16 protein-coding genes, 4 tRNA genes, 1 rRNA gene and 1 other annotated feature (1 of these 22 cut by a window edge) are annotated in these 22706 nt (G+C 53.0%); of the genes, 17 read left to right on the forward strand and 4 right to left on the reverse strand.

From position 1 onward, the window contains the following. Positions 1-84 (forward strand) — a sequence feature (mutual gap in cmsearch alignment for this rRNA model is longer than 100) (it extends 2818 nt beyond the left edge of the window). 96 nt (positions 85-180) lie between these two features. From rrf to birA, 3 genes are all read left to right on the forward strand, one after another. Further along, a 5S ribosomal RNA gene (gene rrf, locus VZP09_RS21830) occupies positions 181-296 on the forward strand. Positions 297-713: 417 nt separating this feature from the next. Further along, positions 714-1742, forward strand: a complete 1029-nt coding sequence (gene murB / locus VZP09_RS21835) for a UDP-N-acetylmuramate dehydrogenase (RefSeq protein ID WP_004177874.1) — start codon at positions 714-716, stop codon at positions 1740-1742. Continuing rightward, entirely contained in the window at positions 1739-2701 is a 963-nt protein-coding gene (gene birA, locus VZP09_RS21840) for a bifunctional biotin--[acetyl-CoA-carboxylase] ligase/biotin operon repressor BirA (protein ID WP_002883521.1), read from the forward strand. Before murB ends, birA begins: the two co-directional genes overlap by 4 nt. A 25-nt stretch (positions 2702-2726) precedes the next feature. On the opposite strand, the gene coaA is transcribed toward birA, so the two are convergent. Continuing rightward, entirely contained in the window at positions 2727-3677 is a 951-nt protein-coding gene (gene coaA / locus VZP09_RS21845; RefSeq protein ID WP_002883524.1) for a type I pantothenate kinase, read from the reverse strand. A 428-nt stretch (positions 3678-4105) separates the two neighbouring features. Between coaA and VZP09_RS21850 the strand changes: the two genes are divergently transcribed. The 14 genes from VZP09_RS21850 to VZP09_RS21915 all read left to right on the forward strand — a co-directional run bounded on the left by VZP09_RS21850 (position 4106) and on the right by VZP09_RS21915 (position 20144). Next, positions 4106-4181: transfer RNA gene (locus VZP09_RS21850), tRNA-Thr, on the forward strand. Between the two features lie 10 nt (positions 4182-4191). Beyond that, a tRNA-Tyr gene (locus VZP09_RS21855) sits at positions 4192-4276 on the forward strand. A gap of 115 nt (positions 4277-4391) precedes the next feature. Next, positions 4392-4466, forward strand: a tRNA-Gly gene (locus VZP09_RS21860). Positions 4467-4471: 5 nt separating this feature from the next. Beyond that, a tRNA-Thr gene (locus tag VZP09_RS21865) sits at positions 4472-4547 on the forward strand. A 115-nt stretch (positions 4548-4662) separates the two neighbouring features. Beyond that, entirely contained in the window at positions 4663-5847 is a 1185-nt protein-coding gene (tuf, locus tag VZP09_RS21870) for an elongation factor Tu (protein ID WP_004174069.1), read from the forward strand. A gap of 336 nt (positions 5848-6183) precedes the next feature. Beyond that, positions 6184-6567, forward strand: coding sequence for a preprotein translocase subunit SecE (secE, locus tag VZP09_RS21875; RefSeq protein ID WP_002883772.1), 384 nt, complete (start codon positions 6184-6186; stop codon positions 6565-6567). Between the two features lies 1 nt (position 6568). Further along, the gene (nusG, locus tag VZP09_RS21880; RefSeq protein ID WP_001287521.1) at positions 6569-7114 is read left to right on the forward strand and encodes a transcription termination/antitermination protein NusG; all 546 of its coding nucleotides are present in this window, start codon (positions 6569-6571) and stop codon (positions 7112-7114) included. A 156-nt stretch (positions 7115-7270) separates the two neighbouring features. Then, complete coding sequence (gene rplK, locus VZP09_RS21885) at positions 7271-7699, forward strand: 50S ribosomal protein L11 (protein ID WP_002884034.1); 429 nt, start codon at positions 7271-7273, stop codon at positions 7697-7699. Positions 7700-7702: 3 nt separating this feature from the next. After that, the gene (rplA, locus tag VZP09_RS21890; protein ID WP_002884036.1) at positions 7703-8407 is read left to right on the forward strand and encodes a 50S ribosomal protein L1; all 705 of its coding nucleotides are present in this window, start codon (positions 7703-7705) and stop codon (positions 8405-8407) included. Positions 8408-8820: 413 nt separating this feature from the next. Beyond that, positions 8821-9318, forward strand: coding sequence for a 50S ribosomal protein L10 (gene rplJ, locus VZP09_RS21895; RefSeq protein ID WP_001207203.1), 498 nt, complete (start codon positions 8821-8823; stop codon positions 9316-9318). Positions 9319-9384: 66 nt separating this feature from the next. Next, on the forward strand, positions 9385-9750 hold the full coding sequence (rplL, locus tag VZP09_RS21900) for a 50S ribosomal protein L7/L12 (protein ID WP_002884142.1): 366 nt from the start codon (positions 9385-9387) through the stop codon (positions 9748-9750). 324 nt (positions 9751-10074) lie between these two features. Continuing rightward, positions 10075-14103: a DNA-directed RNA polymerase subunit beta gene (gene rpoB, locus VZP09_RS21905; RefSeq protein WP_004152306.1), complete on the forward strand. Its 4029-nt coding sequence runs from the start codon at positions 10075-10077 to the stop codon at positions 14101-14103. 76 nt (positions 14104-14179) lie between these two features. Next, on the forward strand, positions 14180-18403 hold the full coding sequence (gene rpoC / locus VZP09_RS21910) for a DNA-directed RNA polymerase subunit beta' (RefSeq protein ID WP_002884146.1): 4224 nt from the start codon (positions 14180-14182) through the stop codon (positions 18401-18403). 400 nt (positions 18404-18803) lie between these two features. Beyond that, positions 18804-20144, forward strand: coding sequence for an anaerobic C4-dicarboxylate transporter (locus tag VZP09_RS21915; RefSeq protein WP_048974651.1), 1341 nt, complete (start codon positions 18804-18806; stop codon positions 20142-20144). Positions 20145-20186: 42 nt separating this feature from the next. On the opposite strand, the gene VZP09_RS21920 is transcribed toward VZP09_RS21915, so the two are convergent. The 3 genes from VZP09_RS21920 to VZP09_RS21930 all read right to left on the reverse strand — a co-directional run bounded on the left by VZP09_RS21920 (position 20187) and on the right by VZP09_RS21930 (position 22518). Next, complete coding sequence (locus tag VZP09_RS21920) at positions 20187-20504, reverse strand: PTS lactose/cellobiose transporter subunit IIA (RefSeq protein ID WP_004212847.1); 318 nt, start codon at positions 20502-20504, stop codon at positions 20187-20189. 3 nt (positions 20505-20507) lie between these two features. Beyond that, a complete protein-coding gene (locus VZP09_RS21925) occupies positions 20508-20813 on the reverse strand; it encodes a PTS sugar transporter subunit IIB (RefSeq protein ID WP_002884150.1) in 306 nt (101 codons plus the stop codon). Between the two features lie 172 nt (positions 20814-20985). After that, positions 20986-22518 (reverse strand): sensor domain-containing diguanylate cyclase, encoded by a 1533-nt coding sequence (locus VZP09_RS21930; protein WP_023285699.1) that lies wholly within the window; start codon positions 22516-22518, stop codon positions 20986-20988. Positions 22519-22706 lie beyond the last annotated feature (188 nt).

The raw sequence follows: 22706 nt of genomic DNA on the forward strand, positions 1-22706 counted from the left end.
AGACGANGANNTTGATAGGCCGGGTGTGTAAGCGCAGCGATGCGTTGAGCTAACCGGTACTAATGAACCGTGAGGCTTAACCTTACAACGCCGAAGATGTTTTGGCGNNTTGAGAGAATTTTCAGCTCTGATNCAGATTAATCNATACGTTGGTGAAACGTGTTGATAAAACAGAATTTGCCTGGCGGCACTAGCGCGGTGGTCCCACCTGACCCCATGCCGAACTCAGAAGTGAAACGCCGTAGCGCCGATGGTAGTGTGGGGTCTCCCCATGTGAGAGTAGGGAACTGCCAGGCATCAAATAAAGCAGAAAGCCCGGTCGAAAGACCGGGCTTTTTGTTTTATCTGTTGTTTGTCGGTGAGCGCTCTCCAGAGTAGGACAAATCCGCCGGGAGCGGATTTGAACGTTGCGCAGCAACGGCCCGGAGGGTGGCGGGCAGGACGCCCGCCATAAACTGCCAGGCATCAAACAAGTNAAGAGCCCATCCTGNCGGATGGGCTTTTTGCGTTTCTGTCGTCCGGCCAGCGTGCCGGNATGNCTCCCCGGTGGCGCTGCGCTTACCGGGGCTACGGGCCTGTCGCGTTCTGTAGCCCGCACCGGTACACCACATCACCACCGGTAACGCCCCGCAATATCATTGCCCCTGTAATCAGACAAGCCTTCCCCCGCCAGATACGATAAACTAACGCCGATTTTGCATCAGGAAGCCACTATGAACCACTCCCTCAAACCCTGGAATACCTTTGGCATTGAACGCTTCGCCAAGACGATAGTACGCGCCGAAACTGAGCAACAGTTGCTAAGCGCCTGGCAAACCGCTGCCGCGGCAGGCGAACCCACGCTGATCCTTGGGGAAGGCAGTAATGTCCTGTTTCTGAACGACTATGCCGGTACGGTGATCCTCAACCGGATTATGGGGATCGAGGTGAGCGAAACGCCGGAAGCCTGGCGCTTGCACGTCGGCGCCGGCGAAAACTGGCATCAGTTGGTGCAGTTCACGCTACAGCATGCGATGCCAGGTCTGGAAAATCTGGCGTTAATCCCTGGCTGCGCAGGATCTTCGCCGATCCAGAATATTGGCGCCTACGGCGTTGAGCTACAGCGGGTTTGCGAATATGTTGACTGCATTGAGCTGGAAACCGGGCGTAAGCAACGTCTTTCAGCCGCGGAATGCCGTTTTGGCTATCGCGACAGTATCTTCAAACATGAATATCAGGACCGCTATGCCATCGTCGCGATTGGCTTATCGTTAGCGAAAACATGGCAGCCTGTACTGAGTTACGGTGATTTAACGCGTCTCGATCCGCAGACCGTCACGCCGCAGCAGGTATTTGATGCGGTCTGTCATATGCGAATGACTAAATTGCCGGATCCAAAGATTAACGGTAATGCCGGCAGCTTTTTTAAGAACCCGATCGTCAGCGCTCAGGTTGCGAAAGCGCTGCTGGCGCAGTTCCCTCATGCACCGCACTATCCGCAGGCAAATGGCAGCGTCAAGCTGGCCGCTGGCTGGCTAATCGATCAATGTGAGCTCAAAGGACAACGCATCGGCGGCGCGGCCGTTCATCGACAGCAGGCGCTGGTACTGATTAATGAAGATCGAGCGACCAGCGAGGATGTGGTAAAACTTGCTCATTATGTTCGCCAGCGGGTGGGTGCGAAATTCGATGTATGGCTTCAGCCCGAGGTGCGCTTCATTGGCACGCATGGTGAAGTCAACGCAGAGGAGAGCATTGCGTGAAAGACCATACTATCCCTTTAACGCTAATTTCTATCCTTGCTGATGGCGAGTTTCACTCTGGCGAACAGCTTGGTGAGCAGTTAGGCATGAGCCGGGCGGCGATTAATAAGCACATCCAGACCTTACGTGACTGGGGCGTCGATGTGTTTACTGTGCCGGGCAAGGGTTACAGCCTGCCGGAGCCTATTCATCTATTAGATGAGAAAAAGATTTCTCAAGAGATAGACCATGGTCGAGTGACGGTCCTTCCCGTCATCGACTCTACTAACCAGTATTTGCTGGACAGGCTTGATGAGCTGACGTCCGGAGATGCCTGTGTGGCTGAATATCAGCAAGCAGGGCGAGGCCGGCGAGGCAGAAAATGGTTTTCGCCCTTTGGCGCGAATCTCTATCTCTCGATGTACTGGCGTCTGGAGCAGGGCCCGGCAGCGGCTATTGGCCTAAGCCTGGTGATCGGTATTGTGATCGCTGAAGTTCTGCAGCAGCTCGGGGCCGAACAGGTTCGCGTGAAATGGCCAAACGATATTTACCTGCAGGATCGTAAGCTGTCAGGGATCCTCGTGGAACTGACGGGGAAAACGGGCGATGCCGCACAAATCGTCAGCGGCGCGGGTATCAACCTTGTGATGCGTCGCGTGGAGTCTGATGTCGTCAATCAGGGATGGATCAGCCTTCAGGAAGCGGGGGTGGTCATCGACCGTAACCTCCTCGCCGCGCGCCTGATTAAAGAGCTGCGCCTGGGACTGGAGCTGTTCGAGCAGGAAGGATTGGCTCCCTATCTACCGCGCTGGGAAAAACTGGATAACTTTATTCATCGCCCGGTGAAACTGATTATCGGTGATAAAGAAATTTACGGCATTTCGCGTGGCATTGACGCCCAGGGCGCACTATTGCTGGAGCAGGATGGTGTAATAAAAGCCTGGGTGGGTGGTGAAATATCATTGCGCAGTGCAGAATAAAAAAGGGAGCTTCGGCTCCCTTTTTTTATTTACGTAAGCGTACCTGATTCACTGAGTGATTGGCGCTCTTAGTCATGATCAGGCTGGCGCGCTCGCGAGTTGGAAGGATATTTTCTTTAAGATTCATTAGGTTGATTTCATTCCATAGCGAAGTGGCAATATCTACCGCTTCTTCCTTCGAGAGCTTAGCGTAATTATGGAAATAGGAATCCGGATCGGTAAACGCCCCTTCCCGGAATTTAAGAAAGCGGTTGATATACCAGCTTTTCAATAATTCTTCCGGGGCATCGACATAAATAGAAAAGTCGACAAAATCGGAAACGAATACATGATGGGGATCGTGCGGATAATCCATTCCACTTTGCAGAACATTCAGCCCTTCAAGAATTAAAATATCCGGTTGCGCGACGGTTTTGTCACCGTTGGGAATAACATCATAAATCAGATGGGAATAAACCGGCGCGGTTGCCTGCGGTACCCCTGATTTGAGATCGGAGACAAACTTCACCAGGCGATGCATATCATAGGACTGCGGAAAGCCTTTTTTCTTCATTAACCCACGTTCTTTTAAAACCGAGTTAGGGTGCAAAAAACCGTCAGTGGTAATGAGTTCGACATGGCGATGCTCCGGCCAACGACTAAGCAAAGCTTGCAGAACGCGGGCGGTGGTGCTTTTTCCTACCGCAACGCTGCCAGCGATACTGATAATATAGGGAATTCGCTGACCATTGGTGCCAAGAAATTGTTCGAGAACAGCCTGGCGACGCAGGTTAGAACTGATATAGAAGTTGAGCAAACGCGACAGCGGCAAATAGATCTCGGCAACCTCTTCCAGAGAGAGATCTTCGTTGATGCCTTTTAACCGCGTGATTTCTTCCTCGGTTAACGTCATCGGGACAGAATCACGAAGTGCAGCCCATTGGTGGCGGTTAAATTGTAGGTACGGTGTCATTAACGTCTGCTCTTTTTGGCTCATAAGCATGTTCTTACTATCACCGAATACCTTGAAACGGTGATGCTTCACACGAGTTAATCAGGACAATGGGCAGGAGGGTAACACCAGATTGCCGGGAATAATAAGAAAAAAACTCATTGAATGCTGCTTTCTCGCGCCAGCATCACAAGAGAAGAATAAGTTTCTTATTCTTTGCAAAGCATGGCCTTTGCTAACAGGCTAGGCTAGCGGCCTGAATCCTTTCCGTCAGCGGTCAGCATGCGATAGAGGTAACCGGAGATGATCGGACAGCGCCTGAAGCGCCGAATTATTGGCGAATATTTGCACTCCGCTGCTTGAAATTACACCGTTTTTTCGCGTGAGAGCACAAAATGTGAGCAAGAGAACGTTTTATGCAAATTTTTAGTTGCATGAACTCGCTCCTCTCCCTAGAATGCGCGCTACTTGATGCCGACTTAGCTCAGTAGGTAGAGCAACTGACTTGTAATCAGTAGGTCACCAGTTCGATTCCGGTAGTCGGCACCATAACAATTTGGGTGGGGTTCCCGAGCGGCCAAAGGGAGCAGACTGTAAATCTGCCGTCATCGACTTCGAAGGTTCGAATCCTTCCCCCACCACCACTTTCTGGCGACGCTTTGCGGAGCCGGAGTTGGTTGGGTAAACTAATCAGCTCAATACTAAAGAGAGCAGTCTCTTTAGTATTACAGAAAGAACTGGGTAGCCGAGTTTCAGGATGCGGGCATCGTATAATGGCTATTACCTCAGCCTTCCAAGCTGATGATGCGGGTTCGATTCCCGCTGCCCGCTCCAGACGTGCTGATATGGCTCAGTTGGTAGAGCGCACCCTTGGTAAGGGTGAGGTCCCCAGTTCGACTCTGGGTATCAGCACCACTTCTTTTCTCTCCTTCCCTGTTTCTCTTCTGTTATGTTCATTCAACAAGTCGGGCATGTTGCCTGGTTGATGTGGTGATATCACCGATTTATCCGTGTCTTAGAGGGACAATCGATGTCTAAAGAAAAGTTTGAACGTACAAAACCGCACGTTAACGTCGGTACTATCGGCCACGTTGACCATGGTAAAACAACGCTGACCGCTGCCATCACTACCGTACTGGCTAAAACCTACGGTGGTTCCGCTCGCGCATTCGACCAGATCGATAACGCGCCGGAAGAAAAAGCTCGTGGTATCACCATCAACACCTCTCACGTTGAATATGACACCCCGACTCGCCACTACGCGCACGTAGACTGCCCGGGCCACGCCGACTATGTTAAAAACATGATCACCGGTGCTGCGCAGATGGACGGCGCGATCCTGGTTGTTGCTGCGACTGACGGCCCGATGCCGCAGACTCGTGAGCACATCCTGCTGGGTCGTCAGGTAGGCGTTCCGTACATCATCGTGTTCCTGAACAAATGCGACATGGTTGATGACGAAGAGCTGCTGGAACTGGTTGAGATGGAAGTTCGTGAACTGCTGTCTCAGTACGATTTCCCGGGCGACGACACCCCGATCGTTCGTGGTTCTGCTCTGAAAGCGCTGGAAGGCGACGCAGAGTGGGAAGCGAAAATCATCGAACTGGCTGGCCACCTGGATACCTATATCCCGGAACCAGAGCGTGCGATTGACAAGCCGTTCCTGCTGCCGATCGAAGACGTATTCTCCATCTCNGGTCGTGGTACCGTTGTTACCGGTCGTGTAGAGCGCGGTATCATCAAAGTAGGTGAAGAAGTTGAAATCGTTGGTATCAAAGAAACCGCGAAAACCACCTGTACTGGCGTTGAAATGTTCCGCAAACTGCTGGACGAAGGCCGTGCTGGTGAGAACGTAGGTGTTCTGCTGCGTGGTATCAAACGTGAAGAAATCGAACGTGGTCAGGTACTGGCTAAGCCGGGCACCATCAACCCGCACACCAAGTTCGAATCTGAAGTGTACATCCTGTCCAAAGACGAAGGCGGCCGTCATACTCCGTTCTTCAAAGGCTACCGTCCGCAGTTCTACTTCCGTACTACTGACGTGACTGGCACCATCGAACTGCCGGAAGGCGTAGAGATGGTAATGCCGGGCGACAACATCAAAATGGTTGTTACCCTGATCCACCCGATCGCGATGGACGACGGTCTGCGTTTCGCAATCCGTGAAGGCGGTCGTACCGTTGGCGCGGGCGTGGTTGCTAAAGTTCTCGGCTAATCGCTGATAACATTTGACGCAATGCGCAATAAAAGGGCATCATTTGATGCCCTTTTTGCACGCTTTCACACCAGAACCTGGCTCATCAGTGATTTTATTTGTCATAATCATTGCTGAGACAGGCTCTGAAGAGGGCGTTTATACACCAAACCATTCGAGCCTCAGGGCGACGGCTAATCAACTCCTTCTTTGCAACAGCAGGGCAGGGGTGACACCACCGTCAACATTGAAGCAATTTGAATAGTTAAGTGTATAATCCGAAACTTAATTTCGGTTTGGATCGCCTCGCCCCCGCGGGGTGAAATTGTTTGTAGAATACTTCTGACAGGTTGGTTTATGAGTGCGAATACCGAAGCTCAAGGGAGCGGGCGCGGCCTGGAAGCGATGAAGTGGATTATCGTTGCCGTGCTGCTGATCGTGGCGATCGTGGGCAACTTCCTTTATCGTGACATTATGCTGGCGGTGCGTGCGCTGGCCGTGGTTATTCTTATTGCTGCTGCCGGTGGCGTCGCGCTGTTGACGACGAAAGGTAAGGCGACCGTTGCTTTTGCTCGCGAAGCGAGAACCGAAGTTCGTAAAGTGATTTGGCCGACTCGCCAGGAAACGCTGCATACTACGCTGATTGTTGCTGCCGTGACTGCAGTAATGTCACTGATCCTGTGGGGACTGGATGGTATTCTGGTTCGCCTGGTCTCCTTTATCACTGGCCTGAGGTTCTGAGATGTCTGAAGCTCCTAAAAAGCGCTGGTACGTCGTTCAGGCGTTTTCCGGTTTTGAAGGTCGCGTAGCCACGTCGCTGCGTGAACATATCAAATTACACAACATGGAAGAGTTATTTGGCGAAGTCATGGTCCCGACCGAAGAAGTGGTTGAGATCCGTGGCGGCCAGCGTCGCAAAAGCGAACGTAAATTCTTCCCGGGCTATGTCCTGGTTCAGATGGTCATGAACGACGCAAGCTGGCACCTGGTGCGCAGCGTACCGCGCGTGATGGGCTTCATCGGCGGCACCTCTGACCGTCCGGCGCCGATCAGCGACAAAGAAGTCGACGCCATCATGAATCGTCTGCAGCAGGTTGGCGATAAGCCGCGTCCGAAAACGCTGTTTGAACCGGGTGAAATGGTTCGCGTTAACGACGGTCCGTTCGCTGACTTTAACGGCGTGGTGGAAGAAGTGGACTATGAGAAGTCCCGCCTGAAAGTTTCCGTTTCTATCTTCGGTCGTGCGACCCCGGTAGAACTGGACTTCAGCCAGGTTGAGAAGGCGTAAGCCGGCGATCAAAAAAGCAGCGATTTAATCGTTGCATAGGGCGCGAAATTGGCATACAATTTCGCGCCTTTTGTTTTTATGGGCCCGGCCCGTAAAACGATGTTTAATCACGGGGAGCTTCTCTGAAGCGTTAATACCCAATTTGAGGATTTAAGAATGGCTAAGAAAGTCCAAGCCTACGTCAAGCTGCAGGTTGCAGCTGGTATGGCGAACCCGAGCCCGCCGGTCGGCCCAGCACTGGGTCAGCAGGGCGTGAACATCATGGAATTCTGCAAAGCGTTCAACGCCAAAACTGATTCCCTGGAGAAAGGTCTGCCGATCCCGGTTGTTATCACCGTTTACGCTGACCGTTCCTTTACCTTTGTTACCAAGACTCCGCCGGCTGCTGTTCTGCTGAAGAAAGCTGCAGGCATCAAGTCTGGTTCCGGTAAGCCGAACAAAGATAAAGTGGGTAAAATCTCCCGCGCTCAGCTGCAGGAAATCGCGCAGACCAAAGCTGCCGACATGACTGGTGCCGACATTGAAGCGATGACTCGCTCCATTGAAGGTACTGCACGTTCCATGGGCCTGGTAGTGGAGGACTAAGAAATGGCTAAACTGACCAAGCGCATGCGCGTGATCCGTGAGAAAGTTGATGCAACTAAACAGTACGACATCAACGAAGCCATTGCTCTGCTGAAAGAGCTGGCCACCGCTAAATTTACCGAAAGCGTAGACGTTGCCGTTAACCTCGGCATCGACGCTCGTAAATCTGACCAGAACGTCCGTGGCGCAACTGTACTGCCGCACGGTACTGGCCGTTCCGTTCGCGTAGCCGTATTTACCCAGGGCGCAAACGCTGAAGCTGCTAAAGCTGCAGGCGCTGAGCTGGTAGGTATGGAAGATCTGGCTGAGCAGATCAAAAAAGGCGAAATGAACTTTGACGTTGTTATTGCTTCCCCGGATGCAATGCGCGTTGTTGGCCAGCTGGGCCAGGTTCTGGGTCCGCGTGGCCTGATGCCGAACCCGAAAGTAGGTACCGTAACTCCGAACGTTGCTGAAGCGGTTAAAAACGCGAAAGCAGGCCAGGTTCGTTACCGTAACGACAAAAACGGCATCATCCACACCACCATCGGTAAAGTGGACTTTGACGCTGACAAACTGAAAGAAAACCTGGAAGCTCTGCTGGTTGCGCTGAAAAAAGCAAAACCGACTCAGGCGAAAGGCGTGTACATCAAGAAAGTTAGCATCTCCACCACTATGGGTGCAGGTGTTGCAGTAGATCAGGCTGGCCTGAACGCTTCTGCAAACTAATGCCTTTACGTGGGCGGTGATTTTGTCTACAATCTTACCCCCACGATTCTGTCAATAAGACAGACGCTATGCGAGTCATTTGAATTGCAGCAAGGCAGCAATCGAGTGAATCACCGGGAGTGTAGTTAACTACATGACCGGTGTGAACGAGAGCAGCTAACGCCGCTGCGGTTCGAAGGACGAAGTCATAGGAAGAATTTGTTCGTTGGAGCCTGGCCTATCCAGGCCTCCGTCGAAGACCGCAGGTGTTTCGCAAGAAACTTAATCCCCTGCGTAGACGGTGACAGAACGCTAAGATTATTTTTGGATATTCTGGCTTGTTTCTGCTCACCGTATTTAGACGCTCTTTTCGTTGAATTGAGTGAAGTGAGTTCCAGAGCATAGGCTCTGGCAAACATCCAGGAGCAAAGCTAATGGCTTTAAATCTTCAAGACAAACAAGCGATTGTTGCTGAAGTCAGCGAAGTAGCCAAAGGCGCGCTGTCTGCAGTAGTTGCGGATTCCCGTGGCGTAACTGTAGATAAAATGACTGAACTGCGTAAAGCAGGTCGTGAAGCTGGCGTATACATGCGTGTTGTTCGTAACACCCTGCTGCGCCGCGTCGTTGAAGGTACTCAGTTCGAGTGCCTGAAAGACACGTTTGTTGGTCCGACCCTGATTGCATACTCTATGGAACACCCGGGCGCTGCTGCTCGTCTGTTCAAAGAGTTCGCGAAAGCGAATGCAAAATTTGAGGTCAAAGCCGCTGCCTTTGAAGGTGAGCTGATCCCGGCGTCGCAGATCGACCGCCTGGCAACTCTGCCGACCTACGAAGAAGCAATTGCACGCCTGATGGCAACCATGAAAGAAGCTTCGGCTGGCAAACTGGTTCGTACTCTGGCTGCTGTACGCGATGCGAAAGAAGCTGCTTAATCGCAGTTATCTTTGTAAAGCATTCGCTTACGTATAAACTTATTCTGATATTCAGGAACAATTTAAATGTCTATCACTAAAGATCAAATCATTGAAGCAGTATCCGCTATGTCCGTAATGGACGTTGTTGAGCTGATCTCTGCAATGGAAGAAAAATTCGGTGTTTCCGCTGCTGCTGCTGTAGCTGTAGCTGCTGGCCCGGTTGAAGCTGCTGAAGAAAAAACTGAATTCGACGTAATTCTGAAAGCTGCTGGCGCTAACAAAGTTGCTGTTATCAAAGCAGTACGTGGCGCAACTGGCCTGGGTCTGAAAGAAGCTAAAGACCTGGTAGAATCTGCTCCGGCTGCACTGAAAGAAGGCATCAGCAAAGACGACGCTGAAGCTCTGAAAAAATCTCTGGAAGAAGCTGGCGCTGAAGTTGAAGTTAAATAAGCCAACCCTTCCGGTTGCAGCCTGAGAAATCAGGCTGAGGCTGGTGACTTTTTGGTCACCAGCCTTTTTGCGCTGTAAGGCGCCAGTAGCGTTTCACGCTGTTTGACTACTGGTTTGCCTCTCAATGCTTGTTTCTATCGACGACTTAATATACTGCGACAGGTTAGGGTTCCTGGGCTGTGTAAATCGCAATGAAATGGTTTAAGCGTGATAGCAACAGGCATTGCGGAAAGTGTTCCATTTTCCGGTCAACAAAATAGTGTTGCATAAAAAACTGCCCTCTGCGGGCAGATGGGTCGACTTGTCAGCGAGCTGAGGAACCCTATGGTTTACTCCTATACCGAGAAAAAACGTATTCGTAAGGATTTTGGTAAACGTCCACAAGTTCTGGATGTGCCATATCTCCTTTCTATCCAGCTTGACTCGTTCCAGAAGTTTATCGAGCAAGATCCTGAAGGGCAGTATGGTCTGGAAGCTGCTTTCCGTTCCGTATTCCCGATTCAGAGCTACAGCGGTAATTCCGAGCTGCAATACGTCAGCTACCGTCTGGGCGAACCGGTTTTTGACGTTAAAGAATGTCAGATCCGTGGCGTGACTTATTCTGCACCGCTGCGCGTAAAACTGCGTCTGGTGATCTACGAGCGCGAAGCGCCAGAAGGCACCGTCAAAGACATTAAAGAACAAGAAGTCTACATGGGCGAAATTCCGCTCATGACCGACAACGGTACCTTTGTTATCAACGGTACCGAGCGTGTTATCGTTTCTCAGCTGCACCGTAGCCCGGGCGTCTTCTTTGACAGTGACAAAGGTAAGACCCACTCCTCCGGTAAGGTTCTGTATAACGCACGTATCATCCCTTACCGCGGTTCCTGGCTGGACTTCGAATTCGACCCGAAAGACAACCTGTTCGTTCGTATCGACCGTCGTCGTAAGCTGCCGGCTACCATCATCCTGCGCGCGCTGAATTACACCACTGAGCAGATCCTTGACCTGTTCTTCGAAAAAGTGGTCTTTGAAATTCGCGACAACAAGCTGCAGATGGAGCTGATTCCAGAGCGTCTGCGCGGTGAAACTGCCTCCTTCGATATCGAAGCCAACGGCAAAGTGTACGTTGAGAAAGGCCGTCGCATCACGGCTCGTCATATCCGTCAGCTGGAAAAAGACGATATCAAGCATATCGAAGTGCCGGTTGAATATATCGCGGGCAAAGTGGCGGCTAAAGACTATATCGATGAAGCGACTGGCGAACTGATCTGCCCGGCGAACATGGAGTTGAGCCTGGATCTGCTGGCTAAGCTGAGCCAGTCTGGCCACAAGCGTATCGAAACGCTGTTCACCAACGATCTGGACCACGGCCCGTACATCTCTGAAACGGTACGCGTCGACCCGACTAACGATCGTCTGAGCGCGCTGGTAGAAATCTACCGCATGATGCGCCCTGGCGAGCCGCCGACTCGTGAAGCCGCTGAAAGTCTGTTTGAGAACCTGTTCTTCTCAGAAGACCGCTACGATCTGTCCGCGGTTGGTCGTATGAAGTTCAACCGTTCTCTGCTGCGCGACGAAATCGAAGGTTCCGGTATCCTGAGCAAAGACGACATCATCGAAGTGATGAAGAAGCTCATCGATATCCGTAACGGTAAAGGCGAAGTGGACGATATCGACCACCTCGGCAACCGTCGTATCCGTTCCGTTGGCGAAATGGCGGAAAACCAGTTCCGCGTTGGCCTGGTACGTGTAGAGCGTGCGGTGAAAGAGCGTCTGTCTCTTGGCGATCTGGATACCCTGATGCCTCAGGATATGATCAACGCCAAGCCGATTTCCGCAGCAGTGAAAGAGTTCTTTGGTTCCAGCCAGCTGTCTCAGTTTATGGACCAGAACAACCCGCTGTCTGAGATTACGCACAAACGTCGTATCTCCGCACTCGGCCCAGGCGGTCTGACCCGTGAGCGCGCAGGCTTCGAAGTTCGAGACGTACACCCGACCCACTACGGTCGCGTATGTCCGATCGAAACGCCTGAAGGTCCGAACATCGGTCTGATTAACTCCCTGTCCGTGTACGCGCAGACCAACGAATATGGCTTCCTTGAGACGCCGTATCGTAAAGTGACCAACGGTGTGGTTACTGACGAAATTCACTACCTGTCTGCTATCGAAGAAGGCAACTACGTTATCGCTCAGGCGAACTCCAACCTGGATGAAAACGGCCACTTCGTAGAAGATCTGGTTACCTGCCGTAGCAAAGGCGAATCCAGCTTGTTCAGCCGCGACCAGGTTGACTACATGGACGTATCCACCCAGCAGGTGGTATCCGTCGGTGCGTCCCTGATCCCGTTCCTGGAACACGATGACGCCAACCGTGCATTGATGGGGGCGAACATGCAACGTCAGGCGGTTCCGACTCTGCGCGCTGATAAGCCGCTGGTTGGTACCGGTATGGAACGTGCTGTTGCCGTTGACTCCGGTGTTACTGCCGTGGCTAAACGTGGCGGTACCGTTCAGTACGTGGATGCTTCCCGTATCGTTATCAAAGTTAACGAAGACGAGATGTACCCGGGCGAAGCAGGTATCGACATCTATAACCTGACCAAGTACACCCGTTCTAACCAGAACACCTGCATCAACCAGATGCCTTGCGTGTCCCTGGGCGAACCTATTGAGCGCGGCGACGTGCTGGCAGACGGCCCGTCCACCGACCTCGGTGAGCTGGCGCTGGGTCAGAACATGCGTGTAGCGTTCATGCCGTGGAACGGTTACAACTTCGAAGACTCCATCCTCGTTTCCGAGCGTGTTGTCCAGGAAGACCGTTTCACCACTATCCACATTCAGGAACTGGCGTGCGTGTCCCGTGACACCAAGCTGGGGCCGGAAGAGATCACCGCTGACATCCCGAACGTGGGTGAAGCTGCGCTCTCCAAACTGGATGAATCCGGTATCGTTTATATCGGTGCGGAAGTGACCGGCGGCGACATTCTGGTTGGTAAGGTAACGCCGAAAGGTGAAACCCAGCTGACGCCGGAAGAGAAACTGCTGCGCGCGATCTTCGGTGAGAAAGCGTCTGACGTTAAAGACTCTTCTCTGCGCGTACCGAACGGTGTCTCTGGTACCGTTATCGACGTTCAGGTCTTTACCCGTGACGGCGTAGAAAAAGACAAACGTGCTCTGGAAATCGAAGAGATGCAGCTGAAGCAGGCCAAAAAAGACCTGTCTGAAGAACTGCAGATCCTTGAAGCCGGTCTGTTCAGTCGTATCTACGCGGTGCTGGTCTCCGGTGGCGTTGAAGCTGAGAAGCTCGACAAGCTGCCTCGCGATCGCTGGCTGGAACTGGGCCTGACCGACGAAGAGAAACAAAATCAGCTGGAACAGCTGGCTGAGCAGTATGACGAACTGAAACACGAGTTCGAGAAAAAACTCGAAGCGAAACGCCGTAAAATCACCCAAGGCGACGATCTGGCACCGGGCGTGCTGAAGATTGTTAAGGTATATCTGGCCGTTAAACGCCGTATCCAGCCTGGTGATAAGATGGCAGGTCGTCACGGTAACAAGGGTGTTATCTCTAAGATCAACCCGATCGAAGATATGCCGCACGATGCTAACGGTACGCCGGTAGATATCGTACTGAACCCGCTGGGCGTACCGTCTCGTATGAACATCGGTCAGATCCTTGAAACTCACCTGGGTATGGCTGCAAAAGGCATCGGCGATAAGATCAACGCCATGCTGAAACAGCAGCAGGAAGTCGCGAAACTGCGCGAATTCATCCAGCGTGCTTACGATCTGGGCGCTGACGTTCGCCAGAAAGTTGACCTGAATACCTTCAGCGATGAAGAAGTTCTGCGTCTGGCTGAAAACCTGCGTAAAGGCATGCCGATCGCAACGCCGGTATTCGACGGTGCGAAAGAAGCTGAAATCAAAGAGCTGCTGCAGCTGGGCGACCTGCCGACTTCCGGTCAGATCACCCTGTTTGATGGCCGCACCGGTGAACAGTTCGAACGTCCGGTAACCGTGGGTTACATGTACATGCTGAAACTGAACCACCTGGTCGACGACAAAATGCACGCTCGTTCCACCGGTTCTTACAGCCTGGTTACTCAGCAGCCGCTGGGTGGTAAGGCACAGTTCGGTGGTCAGCGCTTCGGTGAGATGGAAGTGTGGGCGCTGGAAGCATACGGCGCGGCCTACACCCTGCAGGAAATGCTCACCGTTAAGTCTGATGACGTGAACGGTCGTACCAAGATGTATAAAAACATCGTGGACGGCAATCACCAGATGGAACCGGGCATGCCGGAATCCTTCAACGTACTGTTGAAAGAAATTCGCTCGCTGGGCATCAACATCGAACTGGAAGACGAGTAATTCTCGCTCAAACAGGTCACTGCTGCCGGGTTAACGCCCGGCAGCGGAATGTGCTAACTCCGACGGGAGCAAATCCGTGAAAGACTTATTAAAGTTTCTGAAAGCGCAAACTAAAACCGAAGAGTTTGATGCGATCAAAATTGCTCTGGCTTCGCCAGACATGATCCGTTCATGGTCTTTCGGTGAAGTTAAAAAGCCGGAAACCATTAACTACCGTACGTTCAAACCTGAGCGTGACGGCCTTTTCTGCGCCCGTATCTTTGGGCCGGTAAAAGATTATGAGTGCCTGTGCGGTAAGTACAAGCGCCTGAAACACCGCGGTGTGATCTGTGAGAAGTGCGGCGTTGAAGTGACCCAGACTAAAGTGCGTCGTGAGCGCATGGGCCACATCGAGCTGGCATGTCCGACTGCGCACATCTGGTTCCTGAAATCCCTGCCGTCCCGTATCGGTCTGCTGCTGGATATGCCGCTGCGCGATATCGAACGTGTACTGTACTTTGAATCCTATGTGGTTATCGAAGGTGGCATGACCAACCTCGAACGCAACCAGATTCTGACGGAAGAACAGTACCTGGACGCGCTGGAAGAGTTCGGTGACGAATTCGACGCGAAAATGGGCGCGGAAGCGATCCAGGCGCTGCTGCGCAATATGGATCTGGAGCAGGAATGCGAGCAGCTGCGTGAAGAGCTGAACGAAACCAACTCCGAAACCAAGCGTAAAAAGCTGACCAAGCGCATTAAGCTGCTGGAAGCTTTCGTTCAGTCTGGCAACAAGCCGGAGTGGATGATCCTGACCGTTCTGCCGGTACTGCCGCCAGATCTGCGTCCGCTGGTTCCGCTGGACGGTGGTCGTTTCGCGACGTCTGACCTCAACGATCTGTATCGTCGCGTGATCAACCGTAACAACCGTCTGAAACGTCTGCTGGATCTGGCTGCGCCGGATATCATCGTACGCAACGAAAAACGTATGCTGCAGGAAGCGGTTGACGCCCTGCTGGATAACGGTCGTCGCGGTCGTGCGATCACCGGTTCTAACAAACGTCCTCTGAAATCTTTGGCCGATATGATCAAAGGTAAACAGGGTCGTTTCCGCCAGAACCTGCTCGGTAAACGCGTTGACTACTCCGGTCGTTCTGTTATCACCGTAGGTCCATACCTGCGTCTGCATCAGTGCGGTCTGCCGAAGAAAATGGCGCTGGAGCTGTTCAAACCGTTCATCTACGGCAAGCTGGAACTGCGTGGCCTGGCCACCACCATCAAAGCCGCTAAGAAGATGGTTGAGCGCGAAGAAGCTGTCGTTTGGGATATCCTGGACGAAGTTATCCGCGAACACCCGGTCCTGCTGAACCGTGCGCCAACCCTGCACCGTCTGGGTATTCAGGCATTCGAACCGGTTCTGATCGAAGGTAAAGCCATCCAGCTGCACCCGCTGGTTTGTGCGGCATACAACGCCGACTTCGATGGTGACCAGATGGCTGTTCACGTACCGCTGACGCTGGAAGCCCAGCTGGAAGCGCGTGCGCTGATGATGTCTACCAACAACATCCTGTCCCCGGCGAACGGCGAACCAATCATCGTTCCGTCTCAGGACGTTGTACTGGGTCTGTACTACATGACCCGTGACAGTGTTAACGCCAAAGGCGAAGGCATGGTGCTGACTGGCCCGAAAGAAGCTGAGCGTATTTATCGCGCCGGCCTGGCCTCTCTGCATGCGCGCGTTAAAGTGCGTATCACTGAATACGAAAAAGACGACAATGGTGAGTTTGTCGCGAAAACCAGCCTGAAAGACACGACCGTTGGCCGTGCCATTCTGTGGATGATCGTACCGAAAGGTCTGCCGTTCTCTATCGTGAACCAGGCGCTTGGTAAGAAAGCGATCTCCAAGATGCTGAACACCTGTTACCGTATTCTGGGTCTGAAACCGACCGTTATTTTTGCGGACCAGACGATGTACACCGGCTTTGCTTACGCAGCGCGTTCAGGTGCATCCGTTGGTATCGATGACATGGTCATCCCGGAGAAAAAATACGAAATCATCAGCGAAGCGGAAGCGGAAGTTGCTGAGATTCAGGAACAGTTCCAGTCCGGTCTGGTGACCGCGGGCGAACGCTACAACAAAGTTATCGATATCTGGGCTGCGGCGAACGATCGTGTATCCAAAGCGATGATGGATAACCTGCAAACCGAAACCGTGATTAACCGTGACGGTCAGGAAGAGCAGCAGGTTTCCTTCAACAGCATCTACATGATGGCCGACTCCGGTGCGCGTGGTTCTGCGGCACAGATTCGTCAGCTGGCTGGTATGCGTGGTCTGATGGCGAAGCCGGATGGCTCCATCATCGAAACGCCGATCACCGCGAACTTCCGTGAAGGTCTGAACGTACTCCAGTACTTCATCTCCACCCACGGTGCTCGTAAAGGTCTGGCGGATACCGCACTGAAAACAGCGAACTCCGGTTACCTGACTCGTCGTCTGGTTGACGTTGCGCAGGACCTGGTCGTTACTGAAGACGACTGCGGCACCCTGGAAGGCATCACCATGACGCCGGTTATCGAAGGTGGCGACGTTAAAGAGCCGCTGCGCGATCGCGTACTGGGTCGTGTGACTGCGGAAGATGTTCTGAAGCCGGGTACCGCGGATATTCTGGTTCCACGCAACACGCTGCTGCATGAGCACTGGTGTGACCTGCTGGAAGCGAACTCCGTTGACTCCGTCAAAGTGCGTTCCGTTGTATCCTGTGACACCGACTTTGGCGTCTGCGCGCACTGCTATGGTCGTGACCTGGCGCGTGGCCACCTCATCAACAAAGGTGAGGCTATCGGCGTTATCGCGGCACAGTCCATCGGTGAGCCGGGTACACAGCTGACGATGCGTACGTTCCACATCGGTGGTGCGGCATCTCGTGCGGCTGCTGAATCCAGCATCCAGGTGAAAAACAAAGGTAGCATCAAGCTCAGCAACGCGAAGTCGGTTGTGAACTCCAGTGGTAAGCTGGTTATCACTTCCCGTAATACCGAGCTGAAGCTGATCGACGAATTCGGTCGTACCAAAGAGAGCTATAAAGTACCTTACGGTGCGGTTATGGCGAAAGGCGACGGTGAGCAGGTTGCCGGCGGTGAAACCGTCGCAAACTGGGATCCGCACACCATGCCGGTTATCACCGAAGTTAGCGGTTTCATCCGTTTCACTGACATGATCGACGGCCAGACCATTACTCGTCAGACTGACGAGCTGACCGGTCTGTCTTCGCTGGTGGTTCTGGACTCTGCAGAACGTACCGCAGGTGGTAAAGATCTGCGTCCAGCACTGAAAATCGTTGATGCTCAGGGCAACGACGTTCTGATCCCAGGCACTGATATGCCTGCTCAGTACTTCCTGCCGGGTAAAGCGATTGTTCAGCTGGAAGATGGCGTACAGATCAGCTCTGGTGACACCCTGGCGCGTATTCCGCAGGAATCCGGCGGTACCAAGGATATCACCGGTGGTCTGCCGCGCGTTGCGGACCTGTTCGAAGCACGTCGTCCGAAAGAGCCGGCTATCCTGGCTGAAATCAGCGGTATCATTTCCTTCGGTAAAGAAACCAAAGGGAAACGTCGCCTGGTTATCACCCCGGTAGACGGTAGCGAGCCGTACGAAGAGATGATCCCGAAATGGCGTCAGCTCAACGTGTTCGAAGGTGAACGTGTGGAACGTGGTGATGTGGTTTCCGACGGTCCGGAAGCACCGCACGACATTCTGCGTCTGCGTGGCGTACATGCTGTGACCCGTTACATTGTTAACGAAGTCCAGGACGTATACCGTCTGCAGGGCGTTAAGATTAACGATAAGCACATCGAAGTTATCGTTCGTCAGATGCTGCGTAAAGCCACCATCGAAAGCGCAGGCAGCTCCGACTTCCTCGAAGGCGAGCAGGTGGAATACTCCCGCGTCAAGATCGCGAACCGCGAACTGGAAGCGAACGGCAAAGTGGGCGCAACGTTCTCCCGCGATCTGCTGGGTATCACCAAAGCGTCTCTGGCCACCGAGTCCTTCATCTCCGCGGCATCGTTCCAGGAGACCACTCGCGTGCTGACCGAAGCAGCCGTTGCGGGCAAACGCGACGAACTGCGCGGTCTGAAAGAGAACGTCATCGTGGGTCGTCTGATCCCGGCCGGTACCGGTTATGCGTATCACCAGGATCGTATGCGCCGTCGCGCTGCTGGCGAGCTGCCGGCGGCACCGCAGGTGAGCGTGGAAGAAGCGTCTGCCAACCTGGCAGAGCTGCTGAACGCAGGTCTGGGCGGTTCTGACAACGATTAATCGTTGATGCACTGCTAAAAAGCCGGTCAGGTTTCCTGACCGGCTTTTTTTATTGTCTATTTTTCGCCGCTTTCCCGGCCATTAATTACATTTACGACATATTAAATCTTCATTTTCTTAGCAATTAATTCATGCAAAATATCTATTAGAAGCCTTTTTCTAAAACCTTTCTTTATGTATGGGTAAAACTTCTACTCATATCAAAAAATAATCAATTCAAAGGGTATATATTCAAAATACCTGATGAATCATGGGATTACTTCTGTTGCTGTATCTTCGGCGCGACGGCGCTGGAGAGGGATAGCCGCATCTCATGCTTCTCCCGGTCAGGCGCAGAAATAATCCCGAGAGGCAGGTAGGGATCATTTTTAGATCTGAGTGGACAGGCTTTGGGGGCTGCATGGAATTCGCGATACAACTCATTATTATATTAATTTGTCTGTTTTATGGTGCCCGAAAAGGAGGTATTGCGCTGGGGCTGCTGGGCGGCATCGGTTTGGTGATCCTCGTCTTTGTTTTTCATCTCCAGCCGGGCAAACCGCCGGTTGATGTGATGCTGGTGATCATTGCAGTGGTAGCCGCCTCGGCGACTCTGCAGGCGTCCGGCGGGTTAGACGTGATGCTGCAGATTGCCGAGAAGCTGCTGCGGCGTAACCCGAAATATGTTTCTATCGTGGCGCCTTTCGTCACCTGCACGCTGACCATCCTCTGCGGTACCGGCCACGTGGTGTATACCATCCTGCCGATTATCTACGATGTGGCGATTAAGAATAACATTCGTCCGGAGCGTCCGATGGCCGCCAGCTCCATTGGCGCTCAGATGGGGATCATCGCCAGCCCGGTCTCGGTGGCGGTGGTATCGCTGGTGGCGATGCTGGGAAATTTTACCTTTAACGGGAAACACCTGGAGTTTCTCGATCTGCTGGCGATAACCATTCCGTCCACGCTGCTGGGTATTTTAGCCATCGGTATCTTCAGCTGGTTCCGCGGCAAAGACCTGGATCAGGACAAAGCCTTCCAGGCGTTTATTGCGCTACCGGAGAACCGCCATTACGTCTATGGCGATACGGCGACGCTGCTGGACAAAAAGCTGCCGACCAGCAACTGGATAGCAATGTGGATTTTTCTGGCCTCTATCGCCGTGGTGGCGCTGCTTGGCGCTTTTTCTGAACTGCGCCCGGCCTTTGACGGTAAACCACTGTCGATGGTGCTGGTTATCCAGATGTTTATGCTGCTCTCCGGAGCGCTGATCATCATCATTACAAAAACTAACCCGGCATCGATTTCCAAAAATGAGGTCTTTCGTTCGGGAATGATCGCTATCGTCGCGGTGTACGGCATCGCGTGGATGGCGGAGACCATGTTTGGCGCGCACATGACCGAGATTAAAGGCGTGCTTGGTGAAATGGTAAAAGAGTATCCGTGGGCTTATGCCATCGTGCTGCTACTGGTTTCGAAATTTGTGAACTCCCAGGCGGCAGCGCTGGCGGCGATTGTGCCAGTAGCCCTGGCCATCGGCGTCGACCCGGCCTATATCGTGGCTTCTGCGCCGGCCTGCTATGGCTACTATATTCTGCCGACCTACCCAAGCGATCTGGCGGCGATCCAGTTTGATCGCTCAGGGACCACCCATATCGGCCGCTTTGTGATTAACCACAGCTTTATCCTGCCCGGGCTCATCGGCGTCGGCGTCTCCTGCGTGTTTGGCTGGGTATTCGCGGCGATGTACGGCTTTCTGTAAGAAGGACGGGCGCCGGCAGCGACGCCCGTTAAATCCGTGAGATTATTGCGCGAGGGGCAGACGACGATAGAGTTCAATCATGTCGGTCGCCAGATCCTGAATGACCATAGCGTTCATCAGATGGTCCTGGGAATGCACGGTGATCAGGTTGACCGGCAATTTACCGCTGCCTTCATCCATGCCGATAAGCTGGGTCTGAATTTTATGCGCATGTTTGACGAACTCATGGGATTCAGCCATGGCCTGCTCCGCGGCGGCAAAATCGCCTTTTCGCGCCAGCTGTAGCGCCGTCAGCGCCGCGCTACGTGCGGAACCCGCGTTAACCAGCAGCTCCATGATGATCGTTTCTAAATCTTCCATCGATTACTCCAGCATCTTAAGGGCTTTATCCAGAACGGCATCACCTTTCATCATGCCGTAGTCCATCATATCGATCACGGCGACCTTCTTGCCGAACGGGTCGGCCAGCGCCTGCAGCTTCGCCTGCTCATATTTCACCTGCGGGCCGAGCAAAATAATGTCGGCGGCGGCCAGATTATCTTTAAACTCAGCGACCGGTACGGCCTTGATAGAGACCTCAACACCCTTCTTCTGCGCGGCATCTTGCATACGCTGAACCAGCATGCTGGTAGACATACCGGCGGCACAGCACAAAACGATATTCTTCATAGTCAGTGGCCCTTGTGTTCCGTGATGTCTTATCTTTATCGCGGCCCTGGCGATGCGACAACCGCTTTACCGTGATTGTGTGTAAGGCATCACACAATAATTGAAACCGGTTTCATTTTTTCCGGAAAAAATAAAAAAGCCCACCGAAGTGGGCGGTGGCGGCGCTGAAGTCTTACGCGCGCAGGATACGGTTTTTACCCTGCTGTTTGGCTTTGTACAGCGCTTCATCGACGCTCACCACCAGCTTATCCAGTGGCTCCATATTCCATTCCCCGAGGCCGGCGCTGAAGGTGACCGTCAGGCCATCTTCGCGCCAGGTGCGTCGTTCGACGTTTACCCGCCATGTTTCCAGCAGCGTGCGGGCGTTATCGATATGTTCGGCAGGAAAGACCACCGCGAACTCTTCGCCGCCGTAGCGATAGAGGGATATCTCCAGCGGCTGGAGGACCTGTAGCCCTTCGCGAGCGACGTTACGCAGGACGATATCGCCATTGAGATGGCCCCAGGTGTCGTTGATCGATTTAAAGTTATCGATATCGACCAGCGCGAGGGCGAATGGCTGGTGATCGTTCATCAGGGCGGCAATATCGCTGTCGAAGGCGCGGCGGTTTTTGCAGCCGGTGAGAGCGTCGATGGTCGCCTGGCGGACGTAGGACAGTTCGCGCTGTTTATTGGTTTCAATCGCTTTACTCAGCATCGCCTCAAGGCGCGGGGCGCGTTTGACGTCACCGGTTTTAATCGCATTGATGATATTCATCAGCACGGTACGGGAAGCATGACGCAGATAAAGACCGAACAGGATAATAATGATCGCTGCGAGAGTGAAACCGCCGATCACTAAATTGGTCTCATGACGTGTCAGATTGACCAGGGTGGCGTTATCGACACGGAAAATCACAAACCAGTCGGGATTGGTAAAGGAGTAATAGTAATACCAGGTGTCGCTCCCGGGATCGTAAAGCTGCCCCTCTCCGCTGGTCATTTTATCCATCAGCTCGTCCCTGACGAAGGGTTTAAACAGCGCGCCCGGGTCGGAGTGCAGGACCACTTTGCCATCCCGTTGCACCACAAAAAATTCCCCCTGTACGGGCGCCACCATCTGGCGCAGCGCGAACCCCATGGAGGTGAGATCGAGATGAAAGGCCAGGCTGCCCTTGAGTTTCCCTTCGGGGGTAATGATGGGTTTGAAAATGGTAATCGTCGGATGGTGGGTGAAATAATCCATATACGGACTGGTGTAGTGGCTGAAGGTGCTGGCTTCCGCCTGTTTGATAAACCAGGGCCGCGTTCTGGGATCGAAAGCCCGGCTGTCTTCATTTTCCAGCACCTCCGGGGCGCGCAGATAGTGGCCCTTGGTATCCGCCAGCGAGATGGATGAGACGCTTGGCATCATGTTCTGTAACTGCATCAGCGTGGTTAACCCTTTCTCCGGCTCCACATTGACTGCGCGATTCAGTTCGTCATTCCGGGCAAAGAAGGCGGCTGCGCGCCCGAGGATAAAATCATTTTCCCGCAGCAGGGTTTCCGTATAGTTGATCGCCAGGTTATGGGTAAAATTGCGGTTAATATCGTGATAATCTTCGAGAAAATCTTTCTGTTGCGCCAGAGTCACAAAAATAGCGATCAGCATAAAACTGAGCAAAATACCGGCAAACCCCACGACGATCGGCGTCGTAAAAGAGAGCTTTCTGTTGTGTAGAGCCATGAATCGTTAATCGTCCCGGATGTATAAACCATGGGTCCGAACGCAGGTTGCGTCTGGGACGCCTGCCGATCGAATCAGTTCACTATTGCTCAATTATAACTCTGAGGCCTTCATGTATCGTGATTTATATTCGGCGATAATGTGCAGGCCTCTGCTCAGCGCGGAGAGGCAGGGCGAAAATGAGGAAG

This window comes from Klebsiella sp. EMBS2024, from assembly GCF_036233805.1.
Classification (GTDB): Bacteria; Pseudomonadota; Gammaproteobacteria; order Enterobacterales; family Enterobacteriaceae; genus Klebsiella; species Klebsiella pneumoniae.